Annotated in this window: 18 protein-coding genes; 10 read left to right on the forward strand and 8 right to left on the reverse strand. The window is 58.0% G+C overall.

Features of this window, described 5'->3' with window-relative positions; translation table 11 throughout:
• Nucleotides 1-130: 130 nt before the first annotated feature.
• Nucleotides 131-1,669: a hypothetical protein gene (locus LHF31_RS14210; RefSeq protein ID WP_298005997.1), complete on the reverse strand. Its 1,539-nt coding sequence runs from the start codon at nucleotides 1,667-1,669 to the stop codon at nucleotides 131-133.
• A 199-nt stretch (nucleotides 1,670-1,868) separates the two neighbouring features.
• On the opposite strand from LHF31_RS14210, the gene LHF31_RS14215 reads away from it, so the two are divergent.
• Entirely contained in the window at nucleotides 1,869-2,024 is a 156-nt protein-coding gene (locus LHF31_RS14215; RefSeq protein ID WP_298005994.1) for a hypothetical protein, read from the forward strand.
• Between the two features lie 182 nt (nucleotides 2,025-2,206).
• Here LHF31_RS14215 and LHF31_RS14220 read toward each other — a convergent pair whose 3' ends face one another.
• Both LHF31_RS14220 and LHF31_RS14225 read right to left on the reverse strand, forming a co-directional pair.
• On the reverse strand, nucleotides 2,207-3,148 hold the full coding sequence (locus tag LHF31_RS14220) for a sensor domain-containing diguanylate cyclase (protein WP_298005991.1): 942 nt from the start codon (nucleotides 3,146-3,148) through the stop codon (nucleotides 2,207-2,209).
• Nucleotides 3,149-3,264: 116 nt separating this feature from the next.
• Entirely contained in the window at nucleotides 3,265-3,909 is a 645-nt protein-coding gene (locus LHF31_RS14225) for a TetR/AcrR family transcriptional regulator (RefSeq protein WP_298005988.1), read from the reverse strand.
• 119 nt (nucleotides 3,910-4,028) lie between these two features.
• On the opposite strand from LHF31_RS14225, the gene LHF31_RS14230 reads away from it, so the two are divergent.
• From LHF31_RS14230 to LHF31_RS14245, 4 genes are read left to right on the forward strand one after another with little or no spacing between them, the layout of a single operon-like run.
• Nucleotides 4,029-4,742, forward strand: a complete 714-nt coding sequence (locus LHF31_RS14230; RefSeq protein ID WP_303774430.1) for an ABC transporter ATP-binding protein — start codon at nucleotides 4,029-4,031, stop codon at nucleotides 4,740-4,742.
• Nucleotides 4,739-5,788: an ABC transporter ATP-binding protein gene (locus tag LHF31_RS14235; protein ID WP_298005982.1), complete on the forward strand. Its 1,050-nt coding sequence runs from the start codon at nucleotides 4,739-4,741 to the stop codon at nucleotides 5,786-5,788. Before LHF31_RS14230 ends, LHF31_RS14235 begins: the two co-directional genes overlap by 4 nt.
• A complete protein-coding gene (locus LHF31_RS14240; protein WP_298005979.1) occupies nucleotides 5,785-8,193 on the forward strand; it encodes an ABC transporter permease in 2,409 nt (802 codons plus the stop codon). Before LHF31_RS14235 ends, LHF31_RS14240 begins: the two co-directional genes overlap by 4 nt.
• Nucleotides 8,194-8,215: 22 nt before the next feature.
• Nucleotides 8,216-9,382 (forward strand): HlyD family secretion protein, encoded by a 1,167-nt coding sequence (locus LHF31_RS14245; protein ID WP_298005974.1) that lies wholly within the window; start codon nucleotides 8,216-8,218, stop codon nucleotides 9,380-9,382.
• 42 nt (nucleotides 9,383-9,424) lie between these two features.
• Here the strand turns inward: LHF31_RS14245 and LHF31_RS14250 are convergent, their stop codons facing one another.
• Genes LHF31_RS14250 through LHF31_RS14260 form a run of 3 tightly spaced genes read right to left on the reverse strand, consistent with a single transcriptional unit; the run spans nucleotide 9,425 to nucleotide 12,361 of the window.
• Nucleotides 9,425-11,107, reverse strand: coding sequence for a glutamine--tRNA ligase/YqeY domain fusion protein (locus LHF31_RS14250; RefSeq protein ID WP_298005971.1), 1,683 nt, complete (start codon nucleotides 11,105-11,107; stop codon nucleotides 9,425-9,427).
• A gap of 22 nt (nucleotides 11,108-11,129) precedes the next feature.
• Complete coding sequence (gene trpS / locus LHF31_RS14255) at nucleotides 11,130-12,116, reverse strand: tryptophan--tRNA ligase (protein WP_298005968.1); 987 nt, start codon at nucleotides 12,114-12,116, stop codon at nucleotides 11,130-11,132.
• Nucleotides 12,113-12,361, reverse strand: a complete 249-nt coding sequence (locus tag LHF31_RS14260; RefSeq protein WP_298006000.1) for a SelT/SelW/SelH family protein — start codon at nucleotides 12,359-12,361, stop codon at nucleotides 12,113-12,115. The genes trpS and LHF31_RS14260 overlap by 4 nt, the downstream gene beginning before the upstream one ends.
• Nucleotides 12,362-12,458: 97 nt before the next feature.
• On the opposite strand from LHF31_RS14260, the gene LHF31_RS14265 reads away from it, so the two are divergent.
• The 3 genes from LHF31_RS14265 to LHF31_RS14275 all read left to right on the forward strand — a co-directional run bounded on the left by LHF31_RS14265 (nucleotide 12,459) and on the right by LHF31_RS14275 (nucleotide 16,243).
• The gene (locus LHF31_RS14265) at nucleotides 12,459-13,079 is read left to right on the forward strand and encodes a sugar transferase (RefSeq protein ID WP_298005966.1); all 621 of its coding nucleotides are present in this window, start codon (nucleotides 12,459-12,461) and stop codon (nucleotides 13,077-13,079) included.
• 341 nt (nucleotides 13,080-13,420) lie between these two features.
• The gene (locus tag LHF31_RS14270) at nucleotides 13,421-15,061 is read left to right on the forward strand and encodes a cobalamin B12-binding domain-containing protein (protein ID WP_298005963.1); all 1,641 of its coding nucleotides are present in this window, start codon (nucleotides 13,421-13,423) and stop codon (nucleotides 15,059-15,061) included.
• 72 nt (nucleotides 15,062-15,133) lie between these two features.
• Entirely contained in the window at nucleotides 15,134-16,243 is a 1,110-nt protein-coding gene (locus tag LHF31_RS14275; RefSeq protein WP_298005960.1) for an NAD/NADP-dependent octopine/nopaline dehydrogenase family protein, read from the forward strand.
• 209 nt (nucleotides 16,244-16,452) lie between these two features.
• Here the strand turns inward: LHF31_RS14275 and LHF31_RS14280 are convergent, their stop codons facing one another.
• Both LHF31_RS14280 and amrS read right to left on the reverse strand, forming a co-directional pair.
• Nucleotides 16,453-17,226 carry a DUF2202 domain-containing protein gene (locus LHF31_RS14280; protein WP_303774434.1) on the reverse strand — a complete coding sequence of 258 codons (774 nt, stop codon included), beginning with the start codon at nucleotides 17,224-17,226 and terminating at the stop codon, nucleotides 16,453-16,455.
• A 206-nt stretch (nucleotides 17,227-17,432) separates the two neighbouring features.
• Nucleotides 17,433-18,545, reverse strand: a complete 1,113-nt coding sequence (amrS, locus tag LHF31_RS14285; RefSeq protein WP_298004898.1) for an AmmeMemoRadiSam system radical SAM enzyme — start codon at nucleotides 18,543-18,545, stop codon at nucleotides 17,433-17,435.
• 165 nt (nucleotides 18,546-18,710) lie between these two features.
• Between amrS and LHF31_RS14290 the strand changes: the two genes are divergently transcribed.
• Nucleotides 18,711-19,673, forward strand: a complete 963-nt coding sequence (locus LHF31_RS14290; RefSeq protein ID WP_303774437.1) for a M23 family metallopeptidase — start codon at nucleotides 18,711-18,713, stop codon at nucleotides 19,671-19,673.
• Nucleotides 19,674-19,676: 3 nt separating this feature from the next.
• A complete protein-coding gene (locus tag LHF31_RS14295) occupies nucleotides 19,677-20,624 on the forward strand; it encodes a uroporphyrinogen decarboxylase family protein (RefSeq protein WP_303774439.1) in 948 nt (315 codons plus the stop codon).
• The last annotated feature ends 1 nt before the right edge of the window (nucleotide 20,625 follow it).

The following is a 20,625-nucleotide window of genomic DNA, read 5'->3' on the forward strand; positions in this document are numbered from 1 at the left end:
CATATTACTCCGGGCTTGCTCTTTTTTCAAATCCCACCAGCTTTGGGACAGTTACCAGATTTAGGACAGTTACAAGTAGTCTCTCCGACTCTTGTTCCAGACCTGCAGCAGCAGCAACAGGCCGCTGGGTTTAAGGATTGGTTGTTGCCGCCTGATACAGATACAGTTTTCCTTCAAAATTCGACAGGTCAATTTTTTTGTAACCCTTCGCCAGGGCAAATTCAACCAACGGCTGATCCAGTTTCCCCTCAAAACCGGTTAAAATTGCAGCAGGGGGAGCTTTTTCAAAAAGATCGTGAATTGTGGCAGGTGAAGTGCCGACAAAATAATTTCTTTGTTCGGCGTTCAGCAAATCGCCCACACGATATAAAAATGGCCCGCTTGCCAATTCGGGATAAATGGGAAGGCCGGCCTCTACTGCGAACAGAGGCGAAAGCGTGGCCACCTTACCGTTGGCCTGAAGTTGATTTTCCTGTAGCACTTCCCGCACTTTGATAGAAACGTCCCGTACGTGCAGTGGAGTCCAGTTATGCCTGTGCCTCAATTTTGAAATCGAATCAAGCAGCGATGAACCCTGAAACAGGAGGGAAGATAGCACCAGGATGGTGAGTATCATTCGCCGAGAGAGAAATGTTTTGTCCAAATTTACAGCCCATAAATAAATGAATAGAATGAAAAGAAAACTGATGGGAACAGCATAGTATTGATAAAAAGAAGGTGTTGGAGCGAGAGCGGAGATCAAGCCGGAAAGAAATAAGAATAACGCCAATACTCCTCCTGTTGAAAATTGCTTTGCTTGCCGAAAATTGAGGATCGTTAGACCTGCCCCAAACAGGATGCCGAAAAGGAGCGTCAGATTTTCGGCTTTCAAAAAGGTTTCGCCGGCAAAAACGAACTTTGAAGGCAACGACATGTTGTCTGTGTAGCCGGTCAAGATACGCCATTGAGTATTGATGGTGTGATAACCCAGGTTGTTGAACATAAACCCAGCCGGATCTTGCACAATAAACCCTGCCATTGGCAGAAATCCAATCAATAACCCGGCAAGGAAAGGTAAGAATTGGTGAGTAATACCTGCCAGAAATGATTCCTTACTGTAAAGGGGAAAAAGTATAATCACCGCCATAAAGGGGATAAGAATGGGGGCATAGGTCAACTTGACCCCGACGGCTAAGGCTGACATCAAACCGGTGATGGCCATAAGCAACCATTTGCGTGTGGGATTGCGTTGAGCAATTTCAAAGGAATAAACCGCCAGAAATGAAAGAAAAACCGGAATAATGTAATTGGATGCCTCTCGAGCCGGGTGGACAATGCTCATGTTCAACAGGAAAAGCGCAGCCAAACCAATCGCTATGGTTGGTTCTCCCCAAGCATGACGGGCGATCAAAAATAGTACCGAGGCGGAAGATATCAAAGCCAAAAAACTGACCAGTTTTCCCCACAGTAAATAATAGGAGGTGATCCCCAGCAGCTGATACAATCCTCCATACAGGAGTGGCAGGTATGGCATTTGCAAGTACGCAAAATCTCTGTAAAGGACTTTATTTTGGGAAACCAGTACCCCGGCAGTGATGTACATGTGTTCATTATGGTCAAGGGATGTCATGATTTTTGCAAAGTCGCCCGCTATTGCGAACAAAATGGCAGCCGCAAAAAACCATATCATCCAATTCTTCCTGATGATAAAAAATAATCTGGAGCGGAAAATGGTTATAAAATCCATGATAAATAGGAAAATTATGCAGGCAGTGTTTTTTTCGAAATTATAATTGCTACATCACGATAAGACCAGCTTTGCTTTTATAATTGGACAGTTTTGGCGATGGTAAACGCCTTCCGATATTCCCTCTGAGGTTTAGTTCCCCATGACCCAACTCCTTCCGCCCGACTGGGAAAACCCGCACCTGCAAGGCATCCGCCGCCTGCCCATGCACGCCAGCGGATTTCCCTTTTCCGATGAATTTTCGGCACGCACCCGCCAGACGATAGCGCAGCCCTTTGGGCTTACGGCTATCTTTTAGGGTTTGAAAATATGCATACAAACTGCCTGCATCGAAAACAAAACCCTGTTTTGTGGTAGACTCCATCTTGACCTTCCTCTGTGTATGTTTTTTTGTTTGAGCAACAAAAGATTACACGAGAAAGGTCTTTTTTTCTACCCTTGGGGCTACTTTAAGAAAGCCCTGGTTTTTTTTATCCTTCTTTAACCTCCCGTATCAGGCAGGTGTTCGTCTATGGTGCACCGATTGCCCCCTGCCCGCTTACTCTGGTACAGAAGGGCATCGGCGCGTTCCACCAGGCTCTCCAGGGTGTCATCCGGACGGGCAAGGGTGGCGCCAATGGAAATGGCAGTCTGGACGCGTTTTCCCTCCACCGTCAGGAAACTGTTTTCCACCATGACGCGGATGCGCTCGGAAACTACCACCAATCCCTCCAGGGAAATTCCGGGAAGAAAAGCCAGAAACTCATCCCCGCCCCAGCGAAAGAGTGCATCCGTCCCGCGCAGAACACGGACGATGGTTTGCGCCGTCATCTTCAGTACCTGATCACCCACATTGTGACCGAGTTCGTCATTGACGCGTTTGAACGAATCCAGATCCATCATCAGCACCCCAAAGGGTATTCGACTGATGCCGTACTCATACTGCCGCACCTGAAAGATCATCTCAGCGTAGCGACGGTTGCCAATGCGCAACAGCGGATCAAGCATACTTTCCTGTTTGAAGTATTCCAGTTCCCGGGCAAGGGTCAAATGCTGGGAGTGGTCGCTGAAGACCTCAATGGCGCCCATGATCCTGCCTTCTTCATCTCGTATGGGGGAAACGCGAATGTGCACTGGCAGCCGGTGACCATCGCGGTGATGCAGGAAGACCAGCGCTTCCCGGCGCTCGCCGTCTTGCAGGGTGGCGTGAAGAGGACAACCTGCTTTACACAGGGCTTTTCCGGAAAAATCCACATGTTCGAGAATGTTATCGGAACACCGCTTACCGCATACCTGCTCCGCCGGAAAACCGGTCAGTTCCTCAGCGGCGGTATTCCAGTACACGATGCGTTGCTGTAAGTTCACCACGTACACTCCGTCAAAGAGGTGATCCAGCCAGCGTTTATAAATGCCCTGCGCCTGTTCATCCCATGTTGCTTCCATTTCCAGTATTCCTTTTGAGAGATTTAAATCCATATTACCCTGGTTAAAGGCCACAGGATCTTACAGATTCGCAAAATGACAGGATTGCAAGGGAGAAGGCAAACAGAAAAATCCGCTTACCGGGTCTCCAGGGCAGAGGGCGGCGGAGCGCCCCCCAGGGCTTCCCACACGCCGCGCATGGCAAGCCGACGGAACATGACCGCCATCTCGTCCGGCGGGTAGGGCATCCCGGCTTCCAGCCACCAGGTCAACGTGCCCAGCAGACTGGCGGCAAAGTAACTGGCAACAACCTCCAGCGGAAGCGCCGTCCGGGCTCCCCTGAGGAACAATTCCATAAACTGGAGCGCATAGCCCGCGGTGAGTTCGCGCAGGCGGTTGGTGGCAATCAGCCCGCCCTCCCCGCGCATCATGGCGCGGTACAGGTCAGCATTTTCGGCGGCGTGCCGAAACACCAGCAGGATGGGACGCATGGCATGATCCCCCATCTGGTCTTCCGAGAGCGCCTGCGGAAACAGGGCAACCATCTGCGCGGCAAGTTCATCGGCAATCTGGGTAATGCTTTCCAGAAAGAGGTGTTCCTTGTCGCGGTAATGCAGGTAAAAGGTGGTGCGCCCCACATCCGCGCGGGCGGTAATGTCCTCAACCGTGACGGCATCGTAGCCCTTTTCGAGGATGAGCGCCATCAGGGCTTCGCGCAACTGGCGGCGGGTGCGCGAGATGCGCCTGTCCTGACGCGGAAGAGCGCTTTGGGTTTCGGTCATCCCGTTGTGCATCCTTTCATCTGTCTGTTCTTACCCGGCTTGTACACCCTCTTTCCTTGACAGCCCGGCTTTTGATTTTATAATCATAAACATTCTGTTCATTATTATACTCAGTGTTCATGATGAATACCAGACCTATCCTCACGTTGAAGCAGGTGCGCAAGACTTACCTTTCCGGCAATCAGCCGCTGGAAGTGCTTAAAGGCATTGATCTGGAGGTAAACGCCGGAGAGTTCGTGCTCATTTACGGCAAATCGGGATCGGGCAAGACCACCCTCATCAACATGATTGCCGGGATTGACCCGCTCACCTCCGGCGAGGTGTGGTTTGACGGCGTCAACGTGCACCGTCTCAACGAAAATCAGCGCGCGCGCTGGCGCGGACGCAATGTGGGCATCGTCTATCAGTCTTTTTACCTCATGCCCACCCTCAGCCTGCTGCACAACGTCATGCTCCCCATGGATGTGTGCGGACTGTACCATCCGCGGCGCAGTCCTCAGCGGGCGCTGGAACTGCTGCGCATGGTGGAACTGGAAGAACACGCCCACAAACTGCCTTCTGCCATCTCCGGCGGACAGCAACAGCGGGTTGCCATTGCCCGCGCGCTGGCAAACGACCCGCCGCTCATCATTGCCGACGAACCCACCGGCAGGCTGGATTCCGTCACCGCCGCCACCATTCTGGAGATTTTCCTCAATCTGGCGCGGCAGGGCAAGACCATCCTGATGGTCACCCACGACCTGAGTTTAATGCCGCTGGCGTCGCGTTGTTTCCGTCTGGAAGGCGGACTGGTGCATGCCTGCCCCGTGGAAGAAAGGACACCTGTCCCATGAACGCGGCTGACGCTCCCTACATTTCCCTGCAGGATGTGGTCAAGACCTTCCCCGCCCCGGGCGGAGAGGTGGCGGTGCTCAAACACATTCACCTCGATATTCAGCCCGGCGAGTACGTCAGCATTGTGGGCAAATCGGGAAGCGGCAAATCCACCCTGCTCAACATGATCACCGGCATTGACCATCCCACCTCAGGCACGGTGACGGTGGCAGGCACACAACCGCACCGCCTCTCGGAGAGTCAACTGGCGGCATGGCGAGGGGTGACCATCGGCATCGTCTTTCAGTTCTTCCAGTTACTGCCCATGCTCTCCCTGCTGGAAAATGTCATGCTTCCCATGGATTTCTGCAACCGTTACCCCGCCGCCGAACGGGAGGGACGCGCCCGCGCCCTGCTGGAACAGGTGGGGCTGGGCGATATGGTGAACAAACTCCCGGGCGCGGTCTCCGGCGGACAACAACAGGCGGCAGCCATTGCCCGCGCACTGGCAAACGACCCGCCGCTCATCGTTGCCGATGAACCCACCGGCAACCTCGATGAACGCACCGCTGAAGGCGTGCTGGCATTATTTGATGAACTGGTGGCGCGCGGCAAGACGGTGGTCATCGTCACCCACGACCCGGCGCTGGTCAGGCGCACGCAGCGCACCATCCTGCTCTCAGATGGCGAAATCATCCATCCGATGATCGCGCGCGCCTTCCCCCGTCTTTCCCATCCCCAGATGCTTCAGTTGACGCACCTTGCCCGCCCGCGCCCCCTCGTCCGGGGTGAAAGCCTCACCCTGCCCCCCTACGCCCCGGGTTTGCTGGTGCTGACGCAGGGCAAACTGGCGCTGTGGAAGCCCGCTCGCCGCGGTGAGACGCTGTGGATGGAACTGCACCCTGCGCAGGCACTCACCGCGCAGGAAATTGCCGCGCATCTCCCCCTGCGCCTGCAAGCCCTCGAAGACAGCGCCTGGCTGGAAATCCCCGCTGAGGCATGGGAATCCTGGCTGGCTCAAAGCGGTGCGCGCGCATCCCTTATCCCGACGGAGAAGCGAGTATGATTCCCCCCCGCTGGCAGAAGATTCTCTCCGACTTCATCGGCAACCCCACCCGTTCGGTGCTGGTCATTCTCTCCATTGCGGTGGGGCTGTTCGCCATGGGCTCCATCAACAACACCCGCCTGCAAGCCGCTCAGTTGATGGCAAACAATTATGCCGCCATCAACCCCGCCAACGTCATCCTGCAAACCTCTCCCCTGCAGGAAGTGGATCTGGAACCCCTGCGTCATATGGATGGCGTGGCACAGGCGGAAGGGGTGCGTACTGCCACCCTGCGCGTCCGCAACAACGAGGGAGACTGGGTGCGCCTGACCGTGATTGCCCCGCCCGATTACGCGGAGAAACACATCAATCAGGTGCTGGTGATGGAAGGCAGTTTTCCGCCCGCCGAGCGTACCTTTGCCATTGACCAGTATAAGGCGAAGGAGTTAGCCATTTTCCCCGATGGCACTGTGGAAGTCCAGTTGTCCTCCGGCAGGATACGCCGCATCCCCGTGAGCGCCATTGTGCAGGATCAGACCATTGGCGCCTCGCGCTCCGATGGCGGCTTCTTCCTCGCACCTGCGCAAGCCTTCACCACCTGGGAGACGCTGGAGTGGCTGGAAATTTCGCCTTTTATCAATCGGGTGTACGTCACCGCCAGTCGCGATGCCGACAACCTCGACTTCCTACGCCTGCTGGGACGGCAGGTTGCCGACGAACTGGAGCAAAACGGGCATGTGGTGGTCAGTTACGCCGTCAATGGACGCCACGACCATCCCAACAGCAACTACACCGAAGCCCTCTCCAGCATCCTCATCCTGCTCAGTCTGCTGGTGCTGTTCCTGAGCGGATTCCTCATCACCAACACCCTGCAAGCCCTGCTGGCACAGCAGGTTCAGCAAATCGGGGTGATGAAATCGGTCGGTGCTACCAGCGGGCAGATTGCCCTGCTGTACCTGAGCCTGATCGAACTGTACGGTTTGATTGCCTATGCCATCTCGCTGGCGCCCACCCGCTGGATGACCGGGGTGCTTCTCAACCTGCTCCACAGCGGCATCAACACCCCGATGGCAGAGCCGCAACTCCTGCCCGAAACGCGCCTGTGGATGGGCATTCTGGCGCTGGCAGTGCCCGCCATGGCGGGCGTCACCCCCATCCTGCACGCCGCCAGCATCAGCGTGCGGGAAGCCCTCAGCGGCATCTCGCCGCAAAGCGCGGCGCTCCGCGAGGGACGGCTGATGCGCCGCCTGCAACAGATTCGCGGACTTTCGCGCCCCCTGCTCATCTCACTGCGCAACACCTTCCGTAAACGCCTGCGCCTGATTCTCACCCTCATCACCCTGACGCTGGGCGGAGCGATTTTCATCGCCACGTTGAACACGCGCGTTTCCCTGCAGAACTACATTGAGCGCCTGCGGTACTACTTCCTGGCAGATGTCAGCATCACCTTTCACCAGCCTTACCGCCTGAGCGAGGTGCGCAACGACCTGATGACCCTGCCCGATGTGGCGGCTGTGGAAGGCTGGAACGGCACCAGCGCCGAAGTGCGCCTGCCCAACGGCACCGGCGAAAGCATCACCGTGATTGCGCCACCTGAGGGCAGTGAGATGGTGCGTCCCATTCTGCTCAGCGGGCGCTGGATTCAACCGGGCGACCGCTACGCCATTGCCGTCAGCGAGCGCTTCCTCGACCTGTTCCCCGACCTGAAGCCGGGAGACACCATCCGCCTGCGCATTAACGACCGCGAGCGCGACTGGACAGTGGTGGGTATCTTCCAACTGGTGGGCAAGAGCGCAGGTTTCCTCACCTACGCCAACGGCGAAGCCCTCAGTACGGAAATTCCCCTGGGTGGGCGCTTTACCAATGTGCGCGTGCTTTCCACCCATCCCAATCTGACGCTGGAAGAGCAAAAAGCCTTTGGCAGGCGGGTGGAACAACTGCTGGAAGCGCGCGGGTACCGCGTGGATGAGGTGACTGCCGGCTTACAACTCAAGGAGATTTCCGCCAACGGTTTGAACATCCTCACCGCTGTGCTGTTGTTGATTTCAACCCTCATCGCCGCGGTGGGCAGTATCGGCTTAATGGGCACCATGAGCATGAACGTACTGGAACGCACCCGCGAAATTGGCGTCATGCGCGCTATCGGCGCGGATGACCGCCATGTGCTGAACATCGTTCTGGGTGAGGGCATGCTCATCGGGTTGATCTCCTGGGTGTTGAGCGTGATTTCCGCCCTGCCCATCAGCAAAATCCTCGCCGATTCCATCAGTTACGCCCTGTTTGAAGCCCCATCCACGCTCACCTTTACTCCGATGAGTGTGGTGCTGTGGCTGGGCGTGGTTCTGGTGCTTTCGGTCATCGCCAGCGCCGTCCCCGCACGGTCGGCGGCGCGGCTGACCATTCGGGAAGTCCTTTCGTATGAATAACGCATCCCCAAGGAGGCTGTGTATGTCGTGGAAAAAGAGCATTTTGAGCGCAGTGCTCATCCTGTATCTGGCAGGGTGCTCCGCCCTGCCGTGGACGCAAGCCACCCCGCAACCTACCCCCATCCCCACAGTGAAAGAAAATGGCGGTGTGGTGGCTGAAGCCAAACTGGCGCCCAATGACAGCGCCAGCGTATTCTTCCAGACCAGCGGCACGGTTGCCGAGGTGCTGGTCAAGGAGGGCGACACGGTCAGGAAAGGTGACGTACTGGCACGCCTGAGCGACGTGGAGCAAACCGAGGCAGCCCTGGCGGCGGCAAAAGCGGAAGAACTTGCCGCCCGGCAGGCACTGGATACCCTGAACGAGAAAGCCCGCCTGACCTCCGAACAGGCACACACCGCTTTGCTGGAAGCAGAACGTGCCTATCTGGATGCCTGGGAAGCCCTCGACAAAATTGACACCGATGACACTCAGGATCGCATTGACGATGCCAGAAAAGAAGTTGCCGATCGGGAGAAAGAATTAAAGGATGCCAGAGAGGAACTGGACAAGTACCTCAACCTGAGCGAGGATAACGCCACCCGTAAAAATGCCCAGGACAAAGTGGATGACGCTCAGCGCCGCTACGATGAAGCCGTGCGCAAGCGCGACCGCCTGATCAACGAACTGGAAAACGCCCGCGCCGCGTTTGCGCTGGCAAAGGAACGTCTTGAGGACGCCCGCCGCACCTACGAACAACGCACCGAAGGCAAACCCGACCCCGACGATCTGGCGCTGGCGCAAGCCCGCCTGACGGCGGCGCAGGCGCAGGTGCGCTCGGCGCAGGCGGCGCTGGATCGGCTGACCCTTCGCGCCCCCTTTGACGGCGTGGTGACCGAGGTACGCATCTCGGCAGGCGAGATGGTCTTCCCCAACACCACCGCGCTGGTGGTGGCAGATTTCTCCACCTGGTACGCCGAGACGGTGGATCTGAACGAAAAAGACGTGGTGAGGGTGAAGGTTGGGCAGACGGTAGAGATTACCCCCGACGCCCTGCCTGAGGTGACGCTGAAGGGCGAGGTGGAACGCATTGCCCTCTACCCGCTGGAGCGCGGCGGCGATGTGGTGTACCGTGTGCGCGTACGTTTGCTGGAGAGCGACGAACGCCTCCGCTGGGGTATGACGGTGGATGTGCGCTTCCCGGTAGAATAAAACAAAAAACTCCCGCAGTTCAAATCCCTGCGGGAGTTTTTTTTACTTCTTCAGCGACTGCTCGATCTTGCTCCAGGCGTCGCGCAGTTCCACGGTGAGGTTGAACACCGGCTTGCCGGGCGTGGAGTCGGGATCCACGCAGAAGTAGCCCTTGCGCTCAAACTGGTAGCGTGCGCCAACCGGCGCATTTGCCAGCGAAGGCTCAACCTTACAGCCGGTGATGATCTTCAGCGAGTCCGGGTTGAGGTAATCCAGGAAGGACTTGCCCTCTTCCACATCATCGGGAGTGGGATGGGTGAAGAGGCGGTCATACCAGCGCACCTCGGCATCCACCGCATGCGCCGCCGAGACCCAGTGAAGGGTACCCTGCACCTTGCGTCCATCGGGGGCGTAACCGCCGCGCGTGGCAGGGTCATAGGTGCAGTGCAGTTCTACCACATTTCCCTGTTCGTCTTTGACCACTTCCTCACACTTGATGAAGTAGCCGTAGCGCAGGCGCACCTCGCGCCCCGGCGCCAGACGGTAGTACTTGGGCGGTGGCACTTCGCGGAAATCCTCGCGCTCGATGTACAGTTCCCGTGAGAAGGGGATTTGCCGCGTGCCTGCCGAGGGATCTTCGGGATTGTTGACCGCTTCGAGGTACTCCACCTGCCCTTCGGGGTAGTTGGTGATAACCACCTTAAGCGGATCCAGCACACCCATTACCCGCAGGGCGGTCTTATTGAGGTTCTCACGCACGCAGTGTTCCAGAAGCGCCACATCCACCAGCGATTCGTTCTTGGACACGCCAATGCGGTCAATGAAATCCCGGATGGCTTCGGGCGGATAGCCGCGCCGCCGCATGCCGCGCAGGGTTGGCATGCGCGGATCGTCCCAGCCGCGCACCACGCCTTTTTCCACCATCTGTTTCAGGTAGCGCTTGCTCAAAATGGTGTAAGAGAGATTCAGGCGGGCAAACTCGATCTGTCGGGGGTGGAAAATGCCCAGCGCGTCGAGGAACCAGTCGTACAGCGGGCGGTGATCCTCGTAGGCAAGATCACACAGGGAATGGGTAATGCCCTCAATCGAGTCGCTCTGCCCGTGGGCAAAGTCGTACATGGGGTAAATGTGCCACCGGTCGCCAGTGCGGTGATGCGGGGTGTGCAGGATGCGGTACATCACCGGGTCGCGCAGGTTAATATTGCCCGACGCCATGTCAATCTTGGCGCGCAGGGTGCGCGAGCCCTCGGGGAATTCACCGTCGCGCATGCGGCGGAAGAGATCCAGGTTTTCCTCAACTGAGCGGTTGCGGTAAGGGCTTTCGCGCCCCGGCTCGGTGAGCGTACCGCGGTATTCGCGGATCTCTTCCGGGCTGAGGTCGTCCACGTACGCCAGCCCTTTCTTGATCAGTTCAACCGCCCACTCGTACAGTTGCTCAAAGTAATCTGAGGCATAGTACTCGCGGTCGCCCCAGTCAAAGCCGAGCCAGCGGATATCTTCTTTAATGGCTTCGACGTACTCGGTATCTTCCTTGGTGGGGTTGGTGTCGTCAAAGCGCAGGTTGCACTCACCGCCAAAGGCTTCTGCCATGCCGAAGTCAATGCAGATGGCTTTGGCGTGCCCGATGTGCAGGTAGCCATTGGGTTCCGGGGGGAAGCGGGTGCGCACGTAGGTAAAGCGCCCGCTGCGTAAATCTTCTTCAATGGCTTCTTTGATAAAATGGCTGGGTGCCGGACTTTCTGTCATGCTTTCACCCTCCCAAACGGATTTATGGCAGTCCCACTGCCTCGCGCACCTTCACCATAGTCTGTTCAGCGATGACGCGGGCGCGGCTGGCGCCATCGTGCAGGATGTCCCAGATTTCATCGGGGTTTTGTGCCAGCGCGGCGCGTTTCTCGCGGAAGGGCGCCAGGGCAGTGTTGAGGTTGGCGGCAAAGCGTTTCTTGCAATCCACACAGCCAATGCCCGCGCGGCGGCACTCGGTGTTGATCATCTCCACCTCTTCCGGGCTGGAGAAGACCCTGTGCATGGAAAAGACGTTGCACACGTCGGGGTTGCCGGGGTCGGTGCGGCGCTGGCGAGCCGGGTCGGTCACCATGGTCATGACCACTTTGGTGGTCTCCTCGGGAGTGAGCGCCAGTTCGATGTGATTGTTGAGGCTCTTGCTCATCTTCTGCTGTCCATCGGTGCCCAGCACCTTGGGCACTTCGGTCAGTTTGATTTCCGGCTCTTTCAGCACAGTGGTGTTGTAGCGGTAATGGAAGGAACGCACCGTCTCGCGGGCAAACTCAATGTGTGAAGCCTGGTCAATACCCACCGGCACGATGTCCGTCTCGTACAGGACGATATCAGCGGTCATCAGCACCGGGTAAGATACCAGCCCCAGGTTGACATTATTGGGTTGCATGCGCACCTTCTCTTTGAAGGTGGGCAGATCGGTGAGTTTGCCCAGCGGAGAGACCATGGAGAGAATGAGGCTTAACTCAGTCACCTGCGGGACATGAGACTGGATGAAGACGATGCTCTCGCGCGGATCAATGCCCGCCGCCAGCCAGTCCAGCGCCATCTCAAAAGTGTTTTGCTTGAGATCGCGGGTGGTCTCAAGCGTGGTGAGGGCATGTAAATCCACAATGCAGTAAATGCAGTCGTAATCCTTCTGGAGCGCCACATAATTTTTAATCGCTCCCAGATAGTTGCCCAGATGCTGGCGTCCGGTTGGGCGCGCGCCCGAGAAAACACGTCCTTTTTTGCTCATATCTGTCCTTTCTCCAAGAAGGTTCGAACCGCGGCTGACACCTCGCCGGGTTCGGCATGGCGACCGGTGGCTTTTTTAGAGTACAGGAGCGTCCCGTTTACCTCAACCTCGAAACGTCCGCCATCCGAGGGGATGAGCGTCAGCCGTTCAATTTCGGGTTCGTAGGTCTTCAACAATTCTGCTGCCAGACCGACAGCGCGATCGGTATAGCGTCAGACAGCGCAGTAGGTGATGGTAATGTTCAACAACATGATGAAACCTCAGAGTTCAGATGTCGGGCATATTATAATATAGAAAAAGGCGGAATCTGCCGCCCGGTTTGACGACAGGATTTCCCAACCCATGCCGCTTTTTCCACAGGGAGTGCCTCTTTCCAAACGCCTCTTCGACCTGATTGTGGCGTCGCTGGCGCTGATTGTGCTTTCTCCGCTTCTGCTTCTCACCGCGCTGGCGGTGCGGCTGGGACTGGGCAAGCCCGTGCTGTTTCGCCAGCCGCGCCCGGGTTACAGAGGACGCATTTTCACCCTCTACAAGTTCCGCACCATGCGGGAAGCCCATGCGCCCGACGGCACCCCCCTGCCGGATGAACACCGCCTGACGGCGTTAGGGCGCTTTCTGCGCGCGACCAGTCTGGATGAACTGCCCGAACTGATCAACGTTCTGCGCGGCGAGATGAGTCTGGTGGGACCGCGCCCCCTGCTGGTGAAATACCTGCCGCTGTACACGCCCGAACAGATGCGCCGCCATGACGTCCTGCCGGGCATCACCGGCTGGGCGCAGATCAACGGACGCAACGCCCTCACCTGGCAGGAAAAATTCCGTCTGGATGTGTGGTATGTGGATCACTGGTCGCTGTGGCTGGACGTGAAGATTCTTTTGCTCACAGTGTGGAAGGTCCTGCGCCGCGAGGGCATCAACCAGCCCGGTCAAGTCACTGCCAGCGAATTTGACGGCACCAATTAACGGCAAAAAATCAGGTACAATAGAATCACCCTGTATCTGATATAACCGGTGTGTTCCTGCCTGCACCCCCAGCCAGCCGGTCAATGTCGAATATCCCGATTTACCTGATGAGGTAAAGCCAGTGATTAAACGGGTAGTGTGGCAGAATTTTCCTTTTATGGTCCAGCACCCGCACCGGCTCTGTCGCTGGCGCTGGATACCCGATCCCCCGTAAATCTCGCCACAATCGTGCTTCTGGAGCGGTTTTGATTTCCCCCGCTACTGACGTTCCAACACCCACCCAGGATGGCTGAAAGGTTCTTACCGGTATCAGCCAGATTGAGCGAAGAGGAGGTTATGGTATGAAAACTGTTGTAGCCGCCGCACTGGGCGAATGCGTCCATGTTGCCGGAGTGATGAACTTTCTGCGTCTGGCGGAACTGGCAGGCTGGCGCACCGTCTTTCTCGGGCCCGCCGTGCCCATTGAAAAGGTCATTGAGGCAGCCCGCAAAGAAGGCGCCGATCTGGTCGGCGTCTCATACCGGCTCACCCCGGAAACGGGAGAGATGTTACTGGCGCAGTTTGCCGAAGCCGCCGACGATCTGCACGCCGCCGGGGTGCGTTTTGCCTTTGCGGGTACCCCGCCGGTTGCCGAACGCGCCCGCAAACTGGGCTTCTTTGAGCGCATCTTTGACGGCAGTGAGACCCCCGATGCCGTGTTGACCTACCTGCGCGGCGAGGGCGGCGATCCGAACAACCAGCCCATCCCGCCGCAAACCACCGTGGAGCGCATCCGCTGGAAGGCACCCTACCCGCTCCTGCGCCACCACTTCGGCTTGCCCACCATGGAAGACACCCTGCGCGGCATCGAGCAGATTGCCGAAGTGGGCGCGCTGGACGTGATCAGTCTGGGCGTGGATCAGGACGCACAGGAAAACTTCTTCAAACCCGAAAAGCAGGATCCCCGCCGCCGCGGTGCCGGCGGCGTGCCGGTGCGCACCCCTGACGATTACCGCGCCCTCTATCAGGCAAGCCGCCGCGGCAACTACCCGCTTCTGCGCACCTACTCCGGCACCGACGATTTCATCCGCCTGGCGGAGATGTACATGGAGACCATTCACAATGCCTGGTGCGCCATTCCGCTCTTCTGGTTCAATCAGATGGACGGACGTGGACCGTGGGATCTGGAAGGCTCCATTGTCGAGCATCAGGAAGTAATGGCATGGTACGGAGCGCGCAACATCCCCGTGGAACTGAACGAGCCGCATCACTGGGGCATGCGCGATGCGCCCGATACCGTCTTTGTCGCCTCGGCGTACCTCTCGGCATATAATGCCCGCGCCTTTGGCGTACACGACTACATCGCTCAGTTAATGTTCAACAGCCCGCCGGGGCTTTCGGATGCCATGGATCTGGCGCGCATGCTGGCGGTGCTGGAAGCCATCGAAACCCTTGCCAGCGAGGACTTCCGCATCTGGCGGCAAACCCGCACCGGCTTGCTCAGTTACCCGCTTGACCCGGCGGCTGCGCGCGGGCATCTGGCGGCAAGCATCTACCTGCAAATGGCAATCAAACCGCACATTGTGCATATCGTCGGGCATACTGAAGCGCATCATGCCGCCACGGCGGAGGATGTCATCGAAGCCAGCAAGATTGCCCGCAAAGCCATCGAGAATGCCATTGCCGGCGCGCCCGATATGAGCGCCGACCCGCGCGTGCAGGCGCGTAAGGAAGAACTGCTGGCAGATCTGGAAATTACTCTGGACGCCATCCGCGCGCTGGCGCCCGCAGGCGTGCCCGATCCGCTGGTGCATGCGCCCACCCTGGCAAAGGCAGTGGCAGTGGGCATTCTGGATGCGCCGCATCTGCGCAACAACCACTTTGCTCCCGGCAGGGTGAACACCCGCATCGTCGAGGGCAAATGCCTTGCCGTGGATGAGCAGGGCAAGCCCATCAGCGAACGGGAGCGCGTGGATCAGGCGCTGTCTGCTGTTCGTGAATAGGATGTTTGTTCTCCGGAAAAATCCTTTTGCCCGTTCATTTTCATTGATTGTATTTCGTTCAGGGAGGCACACATGACCCAGACACTTTCGATTACTGTCATCGGCGCCGGACACGGGGGGAAAGCCATGGCAGCGCATTTAGCCCTGATGGGGCACCGCGTCAAACTGTATAACCGCACCGCAGAGCGCATCTACGCCATTCAACAACGCGGGGGCATTGATCTGGAAAGCCAGGAGTTCGGTCCACGGGGCTTTGGCAAACTGGAATGCGCCACCTCCAACATGGAGGAAGCCCTGAAAGGGTCACAACTCATCATGGTGGTGGTGCCGTCCTCGGCGCACGCCGATATTGCCCGCGCCGCCGCGCCTTATCTACAGGATGGACAGGTGGTCGTCCTGCACCCGGGTCGCACCTGCGGCGCCATTGAATTCACCATGGTGATGCGGCGCTCGGGGTGTCAGGCAGATGTCATTGTTGCTGAAGCGGAGACCTTCATCTACGCCTCGCGCTCCGACGGACCGGCGCAGGCGCGCATCTTCCGCATCAAAGAAGCCGTGCCGCTGGCGGCGCTCCCCGCCAGACGCACCCGCGAGGCGCTGGAACTGATCAATATCGTCTATCCGCAGTTCATAGATGGCGGCAACGTCCTGCAAACTGGCTTGAACAATATGGGAGCAATTTTCCACCCCGCCCTGACCCTGCTCAATGCCGGGTGGATTGAAGCCACGCACGGCGATTACCAGTTCTACATTGACGGGGTGACGCCCTCGGTGGCGCGCGTCCTGGAAGCGCTCGATCGCGAACGCATTACCGTGGCGGCGTCGCTGGGTATCCGCGCCCGCAGCGCGCTGGAGTGGCTGAAAATGGCATATGATGCTGTAGGCAATGACCTGCGCGAAGCCATCCACAACCAGCCGGGCTACTACGGCATCAAAGCCCCCACCACGCTCAACCACCGCTACATCTTCGAGGATGTGCCCATGAGTCTGGTGCCAATTGCCTCACTGGGGATGCAGTACGGCGTCTCGGTGCGCGGCATGGACAGCATCATCCGCCTGGCGTGCATCGTACACAACACCGACTACTGGCGGCGCGGCAGAACGGTGGAGAACCTGGGATTACGCGGTCTCTCGGTAGAGGAACTGACCCACTTCGTCATGGAGGGCGAACTGGCGGTATAACCGCGCTGTCTCCGTAGAGGGCTTCGAGGGACAGCACGGCAGGCTCACCATACACCACTGACTGTTCCCTCTAAAAGGGCTTCTTTCAGAAAAAAAGGCTCCTTCTGCCCGGAATCAAACAACCTCCCCGCCAGGCTTAACTGCTGTCGGGGAGGTTCTCATTCCTTCTACAGGAAGAAAGATGGCTCTTCAGGATCTTCCGGGAGGGATTACGGGCGTCCGCCGCGATACCCCCTGCCGTTCCCCATATCAGACATGCCATTTGTTGAGGCGCTGTTGAGAATGGCGTTCACAGTTTCGGCGCTCAGCACCTGCGGCTGATACACTTCGCCCGTCTGCTGCTGAAGCGTGGAGGTAAAGGCGCGCAGGTGATTTTCGGAACCTGCTTTGAGGTTCTCAAAGGCTAAGCGGATATCCGCCTGCTGAACTGTTGCCAGCGCCTGATCCAGATCCTGAATATCCACTTCTTCAATTAACGCACCAACCTTGAGAGCATCACCCAGAGATTGGCTTCCCTGTTCGATCAGGGTGTCGTACAACTGCTGTAGATCAGCGTTGGTAAACACTCCGACTTCTGCAGAGGCGGGATCGGCAATGCCATAGCGATCCAGCAAGGATTTCACCATCTGGGTATGCGTCTGTTCACTGCTGGCAATGTTGTTGAACAGGGGAAGTTGCCAGAGGGAGTACAGCGTGATGTACACATCGTGCGCCAGTTTTTCTTCCTCACGCATGTACAGGAGCGCTTCCTGTTCTGCGGAGGTAAGCAGGCTATCAGAGACACCCGAGACGGTTGCTTTCGGGGTGACTGCGGGAACGTTTGCCGGAATCTCAACCGGCGTCTGAGAAGCCACCTCTTCTGCCTGTGAAACTTCTTCCACAGACTGCTGTACAACCGGCATGGCTGAAGCCGAAAGCACCGGGGCACACCCTGCAAGCATTGCCACCGAAAAGGTCAAAAGTACCCATATCTTCTTAAACATTGGTTTCCTCCAAAAAATTTTTCATCGTTGACCCTGGTTCTCAAGGGTCATCTGCATTGAAGGATAACCCAGAGAAGTGAAGAGATGGAGAAGAGAATGTGTAGAAAATGTGAAAAAAACAAGGATGCCCTTCGCGGGTCATCCTTTGCCCTCGAGCGCTTTCCCGTCAGGAAAAGCGGCTCCGCAGAGAAAAGCACAACGGGGGGTTAGAAACGCACCGGTTTGGGGAAGCCCGGTCCGTGCAGACGGACGGCTTGCGGGCTGGTGTGCCAGCGCCCGGCGATGGGCGTACCGCAGTCGGGGCATTTGCCGTCGGCAGTGATGGCGTACTCCAGAATCACATACCCGCGGCGGCGAATCAACGCGCGCTGACAGTGCGGACAGTGCGTGTCTTCCAGACTACCCACCCTGCCGGGCAGGTTTCCGGCATACACATAGCGCAAGCCTGCTTCCTGTCCGATTTCTGCGGCGGTGCGGAGCATCTGCGCGGTAGTGGGCGGGGCATCCATTTTGTAATCGGGATGGTAGGCGGTGATGTGCCAGGGAATATCCGGCGATACTGAGACCAGAAAACGCGCCGCATCCCAGAGTTCCTCAGTGCTGTCGTTGAAGCCCGGCACCAGCAGGGTCACCACCTCCACCCACAGATTGCGCTGATGCGCCATTTGAATGGTATCCAGCACATGCTGAAGCACGCCGCCCAGTTTGCGGTAATTCTGATCGCGCATGCACTTCAAATCCACTTTGTAGGCATCCAGATAAGGGGCAAGGTAGTCCAGCGCTTCCGGGGTGGCGTTGCCGTTGGAAACGTAAGCGCACGCCAGTCCGGCTTGCTTTGCCAGTTTGAAGATACTCACCGACCACTCGGAAGTGATGAGCGGCTCGTTATAAGAGGAAACAATCGAGGCACAGCGATGGGAGACGGCAATCTGCACCATCTGTTCAGGGGTGATTTCCTCGATGTAGCCAATGCTGGAGTCGGAGAGAGGATCGCGCAAAGCCTGAGAAGTGACCCAGTTCTGGCAGTAAGGGCAGTGAAAGTCACAACCCAGCATACCAAAGGTCAGGGCGTCGGTGCCGGGCAGGAAGTGCGAGAAGGGTTTCTTCTCAATGGGGTCCACCTGAAGCGCCGCCACATATCCCCAGGGTACGCGCAGTTCGCCTTCGCGGTTGAAACGCACCTGACAGATGCCGCGCCTGCCGGGTTTAATCAGACAGCGGTGAGCACACGCCACACAGCGCACCGCGCCGTCCGGCTCCGGCTGGTACAGTTCTCCCGGAGCGGTCAAACGGTCGAGAATATCGGCTAAAGCGGTCATAATTTTATTGTATGGACAATAATGGCAAGAATCAAGATGAATTTGTCCCGTAATCCCCCGCGCGTGGAGAAAACATGGCATGATCGAGTCTATAATTGAAGGAGCAGAAGCCCGCCGCTTCTGGAAGGATGTTTTCGGGCATTTGAACGAGAAAGGAACCGTGCCATGCCGTGGGATACCCCCGTCCCCGTTGTCGTCTGGGCGTTGATATGTATTCCGCCGGGCGTCCGGGCAATCCTCAAGCCACCAGCGGATAAACTGTCCGCTTCTCTACTTGCCCTCGACACGCTGCTACTCAACCTGTACTTTGCCAGTACAGCCCCGTGGGCGGTGGTGAATTACTATCTGCGCGCTTTGCCCTTCCTGCTTGCCCTGGCGGTGATGGCGCGCGTGATTCTCGCCAGCCGTCGCCAGCCTCTCATCCCGCAGGAAAGACGGAGCCGGGCACTGATCATGATCCTGCTGGTGCTGGTGGCGCCGCTCGCCTTTCTGAATGCCAGAGCCCTGCAATCTTACCGCTATCCCGAAAGCGCCGGTCCATCCATGGTCGCCCTCCCACCCCTGAAAGGTGGCTGGCATGTATTCATCAACGGCGGCAATGGGCTGGACGGATGGGGAATGAACAATGCCATCCGCGACTGGCTGGGCAGGCAAACCGGCGGCAATCCCGCCGCGGCTTACGGCGTGGATCTGGTCAAACTCTCTGCCGGCGGTGCGATGAGCCGGGGTATCCTGCCGCGCGACCTGCACCGGTACCACACCTATGACGAGCAGGTGTACAGCCCCTGTTTGGGTGAGGTAGTGGCTCTTGAGGACAGCATCGCCGACGTTCAGCCCTTTGGCGATTCCGGCTCGTCGGTGGGCAATTTCATCGTCCTGAGGTGCGCGCAGTTCTACGTGACGCTGGCAAATTTGCGCGCTCACTCCATCACCGTGCAGAAAGGGGAGATTGTCGCCGCGGGCGCACCGCTGGGACGGGTGGGCAACTCCATGGCGCACACCTTCCCACACCTGCACATGCACGTCACCACCGGCGGATACACCGGCACGGTTCAACCCGCGCCCATCCTCTTCGAGACACTGTTCGCTTTTTCCCACCGCGCCCGTAACGATTTTTATGTGAGGTAACCCATGAACAAACGCGATGTCCTCTTCAGCCTGCTGGATGAGAATCAAACGCCCCCGTACATCCCTGCGGCGTTTTTCCTGCATTTTGACCCCGCCTTTCACCGCGGGGAAGCCGCCGTGCAGAAGCATCTGGAATTTTTCCGCGCCACCGGCATGGATCTGGTCAAGATTCAGTACGAACACGTCTTCCCGCAGTTACCCTTCATCCAGCGCCCCGCCGACTGGGCAAAAATGCCCTTTTACGACCTCGACTTTTACGCCGAGCCTCTGGCAGTGGTCAAAGGCCTGGTGCAGGCGGCAAAGCCCGAAGCCGTGGTGGTGCTGACGCTGTACTCCCCCTTCATGTGCGCCGGGCACACCCTCGGCAGTGATCGCGCTCTCTCCCGTCACATCGAGGAAGACCCCGAGGCAGTGAAGAAAGGCTTGCACATCATCACCGAAAGTCTGCTGGAGTTTGTGCGCGCCTGCGCCGCACTCGGGCTGGACGGATTTTACGCCTCCACGCAGGGCGGCGAAGCCGGGCGCTTCTCCCATCCGGCGCTGTTCGATGAGGTCATCCGTCCCTTCGACCGCCTGCTGATGGACGAGATCAACCGCCTGACCCCCTTCAACATCCTGCACATTTGCGACTACCACCTGCCCTACGAGCGGGTAGAGCCCTTTGTGGACTACCCCGGTCAGGTGGTCAGCCTGGGGATGGAACTGACCCACCGCACCCTCACCCCTGCCGAAGCCTGGGAGATCTTCCGGCGCCCCATTCTGGGAGGCATGAACCGCCACGGGGTGATTGCCCACGGCACGCCGGAGGAAATTCGCGCCGCGGTGAAAGCCGTATGTCAGAATGCCCCCGAACGCTTCATGCTGGGTGCGGACTGCACCGTACCCTCTGAAACGCCGTGGGAGAACCTGCGCATCGCCATTGAAACGGCTCACGCCTTCCGCCGCAGATAAA

The organism is Anaerolinea thermophila (assembly GCF_020723905.1).
Taxonomy (GTDB): Bacteria; Chloroflexota; Anaerolineae; order Anaerolineales; family Anaerolineaceae; genus Anaerolinea; species Anaerolinea thermophila_A.

Bases quoted from the DNA above. Each gene is read 5' to 3' on its own strand.
- LHF31_RS14210 (WP_298005997.1), bottom strand. From the start codon at position 1,669: ATGATATGGTTTTTTGCGGCTGCCATTTTGTTCGCAATAGCGGGCGAC.
- LHF31_RS14215 (WP_298005994.1), top strand. From the start codon at position 1,869: ATGACCCAACTCCTTCCGCCCGACTGGGAAAACCCGCACCTGCAAGGC.
- LHF31_RS14220 (WP_298005991.1), bottom strand. From the start codon at position 3,148: ATGGAAGCAACATGGGATGAACAGGCGCAGGGCATTTATAAACGCTGG.
- LHF31_RS14225 (WP_298005988.1), bottom strand. From the start codon at position 3,909: ATGACCGAAACCCAAAGCGCTCTTCCGCGTCAGGACAGGCGCATCTCG.
- LHF31_RS14230 (WP_303774430.1), top strand. From the start codon at position 4,029: ATGATGAATACCAGACCTATCCTCACGTTGAAGCAGGTGCGCAAGACT.
- LHF31_RS14235 (WP_298005982.1), top strand. From the start codon at position 4,739: ATGAACGCGGCTGACGCTCCCTACATTTCCCTGCAGGATGTGGTCAAG.
- LHF31_RS14240 (WP_298005979.1), top strand. From the start codon at position 5,785: ATGATTCCCCCCCGCTGGCAGAAGATTCTCTCCGACTTCATCGGCAAC.
- LHF31_RS14245 (WP_298005974.1), top strand. From the start codon at position 8,216: ATGTCGTGGAAAAAGAGCATTTTGAGCGCAGTGCTCATCCTGTATCTG.
- LHF31_RS14250 (WP_298005971.1), bottom strand. From the start codon at position 11,107: ATGACAGAAAGTCCGGCACCCAGCCATTTTATCAAAGAAGCCATTGAA.
- trpS (WP_298005968.1), bottom strand. From the start codon at position 12,116: ATGAGCAAAAAAGGACGTGTTTTCTCGGGCGCGCGCCCAACCGGACGC.
- LHF31_RS14265 (WP_298005966.1), top strand. From the start codon at position 12,459: ATGCCGCTTTTTCCACAGGGAGTGCCTCTTTCCAAACGCCTCTTCGAC.
- LHF31_RS14270 (WP_298005963.1), top strand. From the start codon at position 13,421: ATGAAAACTGTTGTAGCCGCCGCACTGGGCGAATGCGTCCATGTTGCC.
- LHF31_RS14275 (WP_298005960.1), top strand. From the start codon at position 15,134: ATGACCCAGACACTTTCGATTACTGTCATCGGCGCCGGACACGGGGGG.
- LHF31_RS14280 (WP_303774434.1), bottom strand. From the start codon at position 17,226: ATGTTTAAGAAGATATGGGTACTTTTGACCTTTTCGGTGGCAATGCTT.
- amrS (WP_298004898.1), bottom strand. From the start codon at position 18,545: ATGACCGCTTTAGCCGATATTCTCGACCGTTTGACCGCTCCGGGAGAA.
- LHF31_RS14290 (WP_303774437.1), top strand. From the start codon at position 18,711: ATGCCGTGGGATACCCCCGTCCCCGTTGTCGTCTGGGCGTTGATATGT.
- LHF31_RS14295 (WP_303774439.1), top strand. From the start codon at position 19,677: ATGAACAAACGCGATGTCCTCTTCAGCCTGCTGGATGAGAATCAAACG.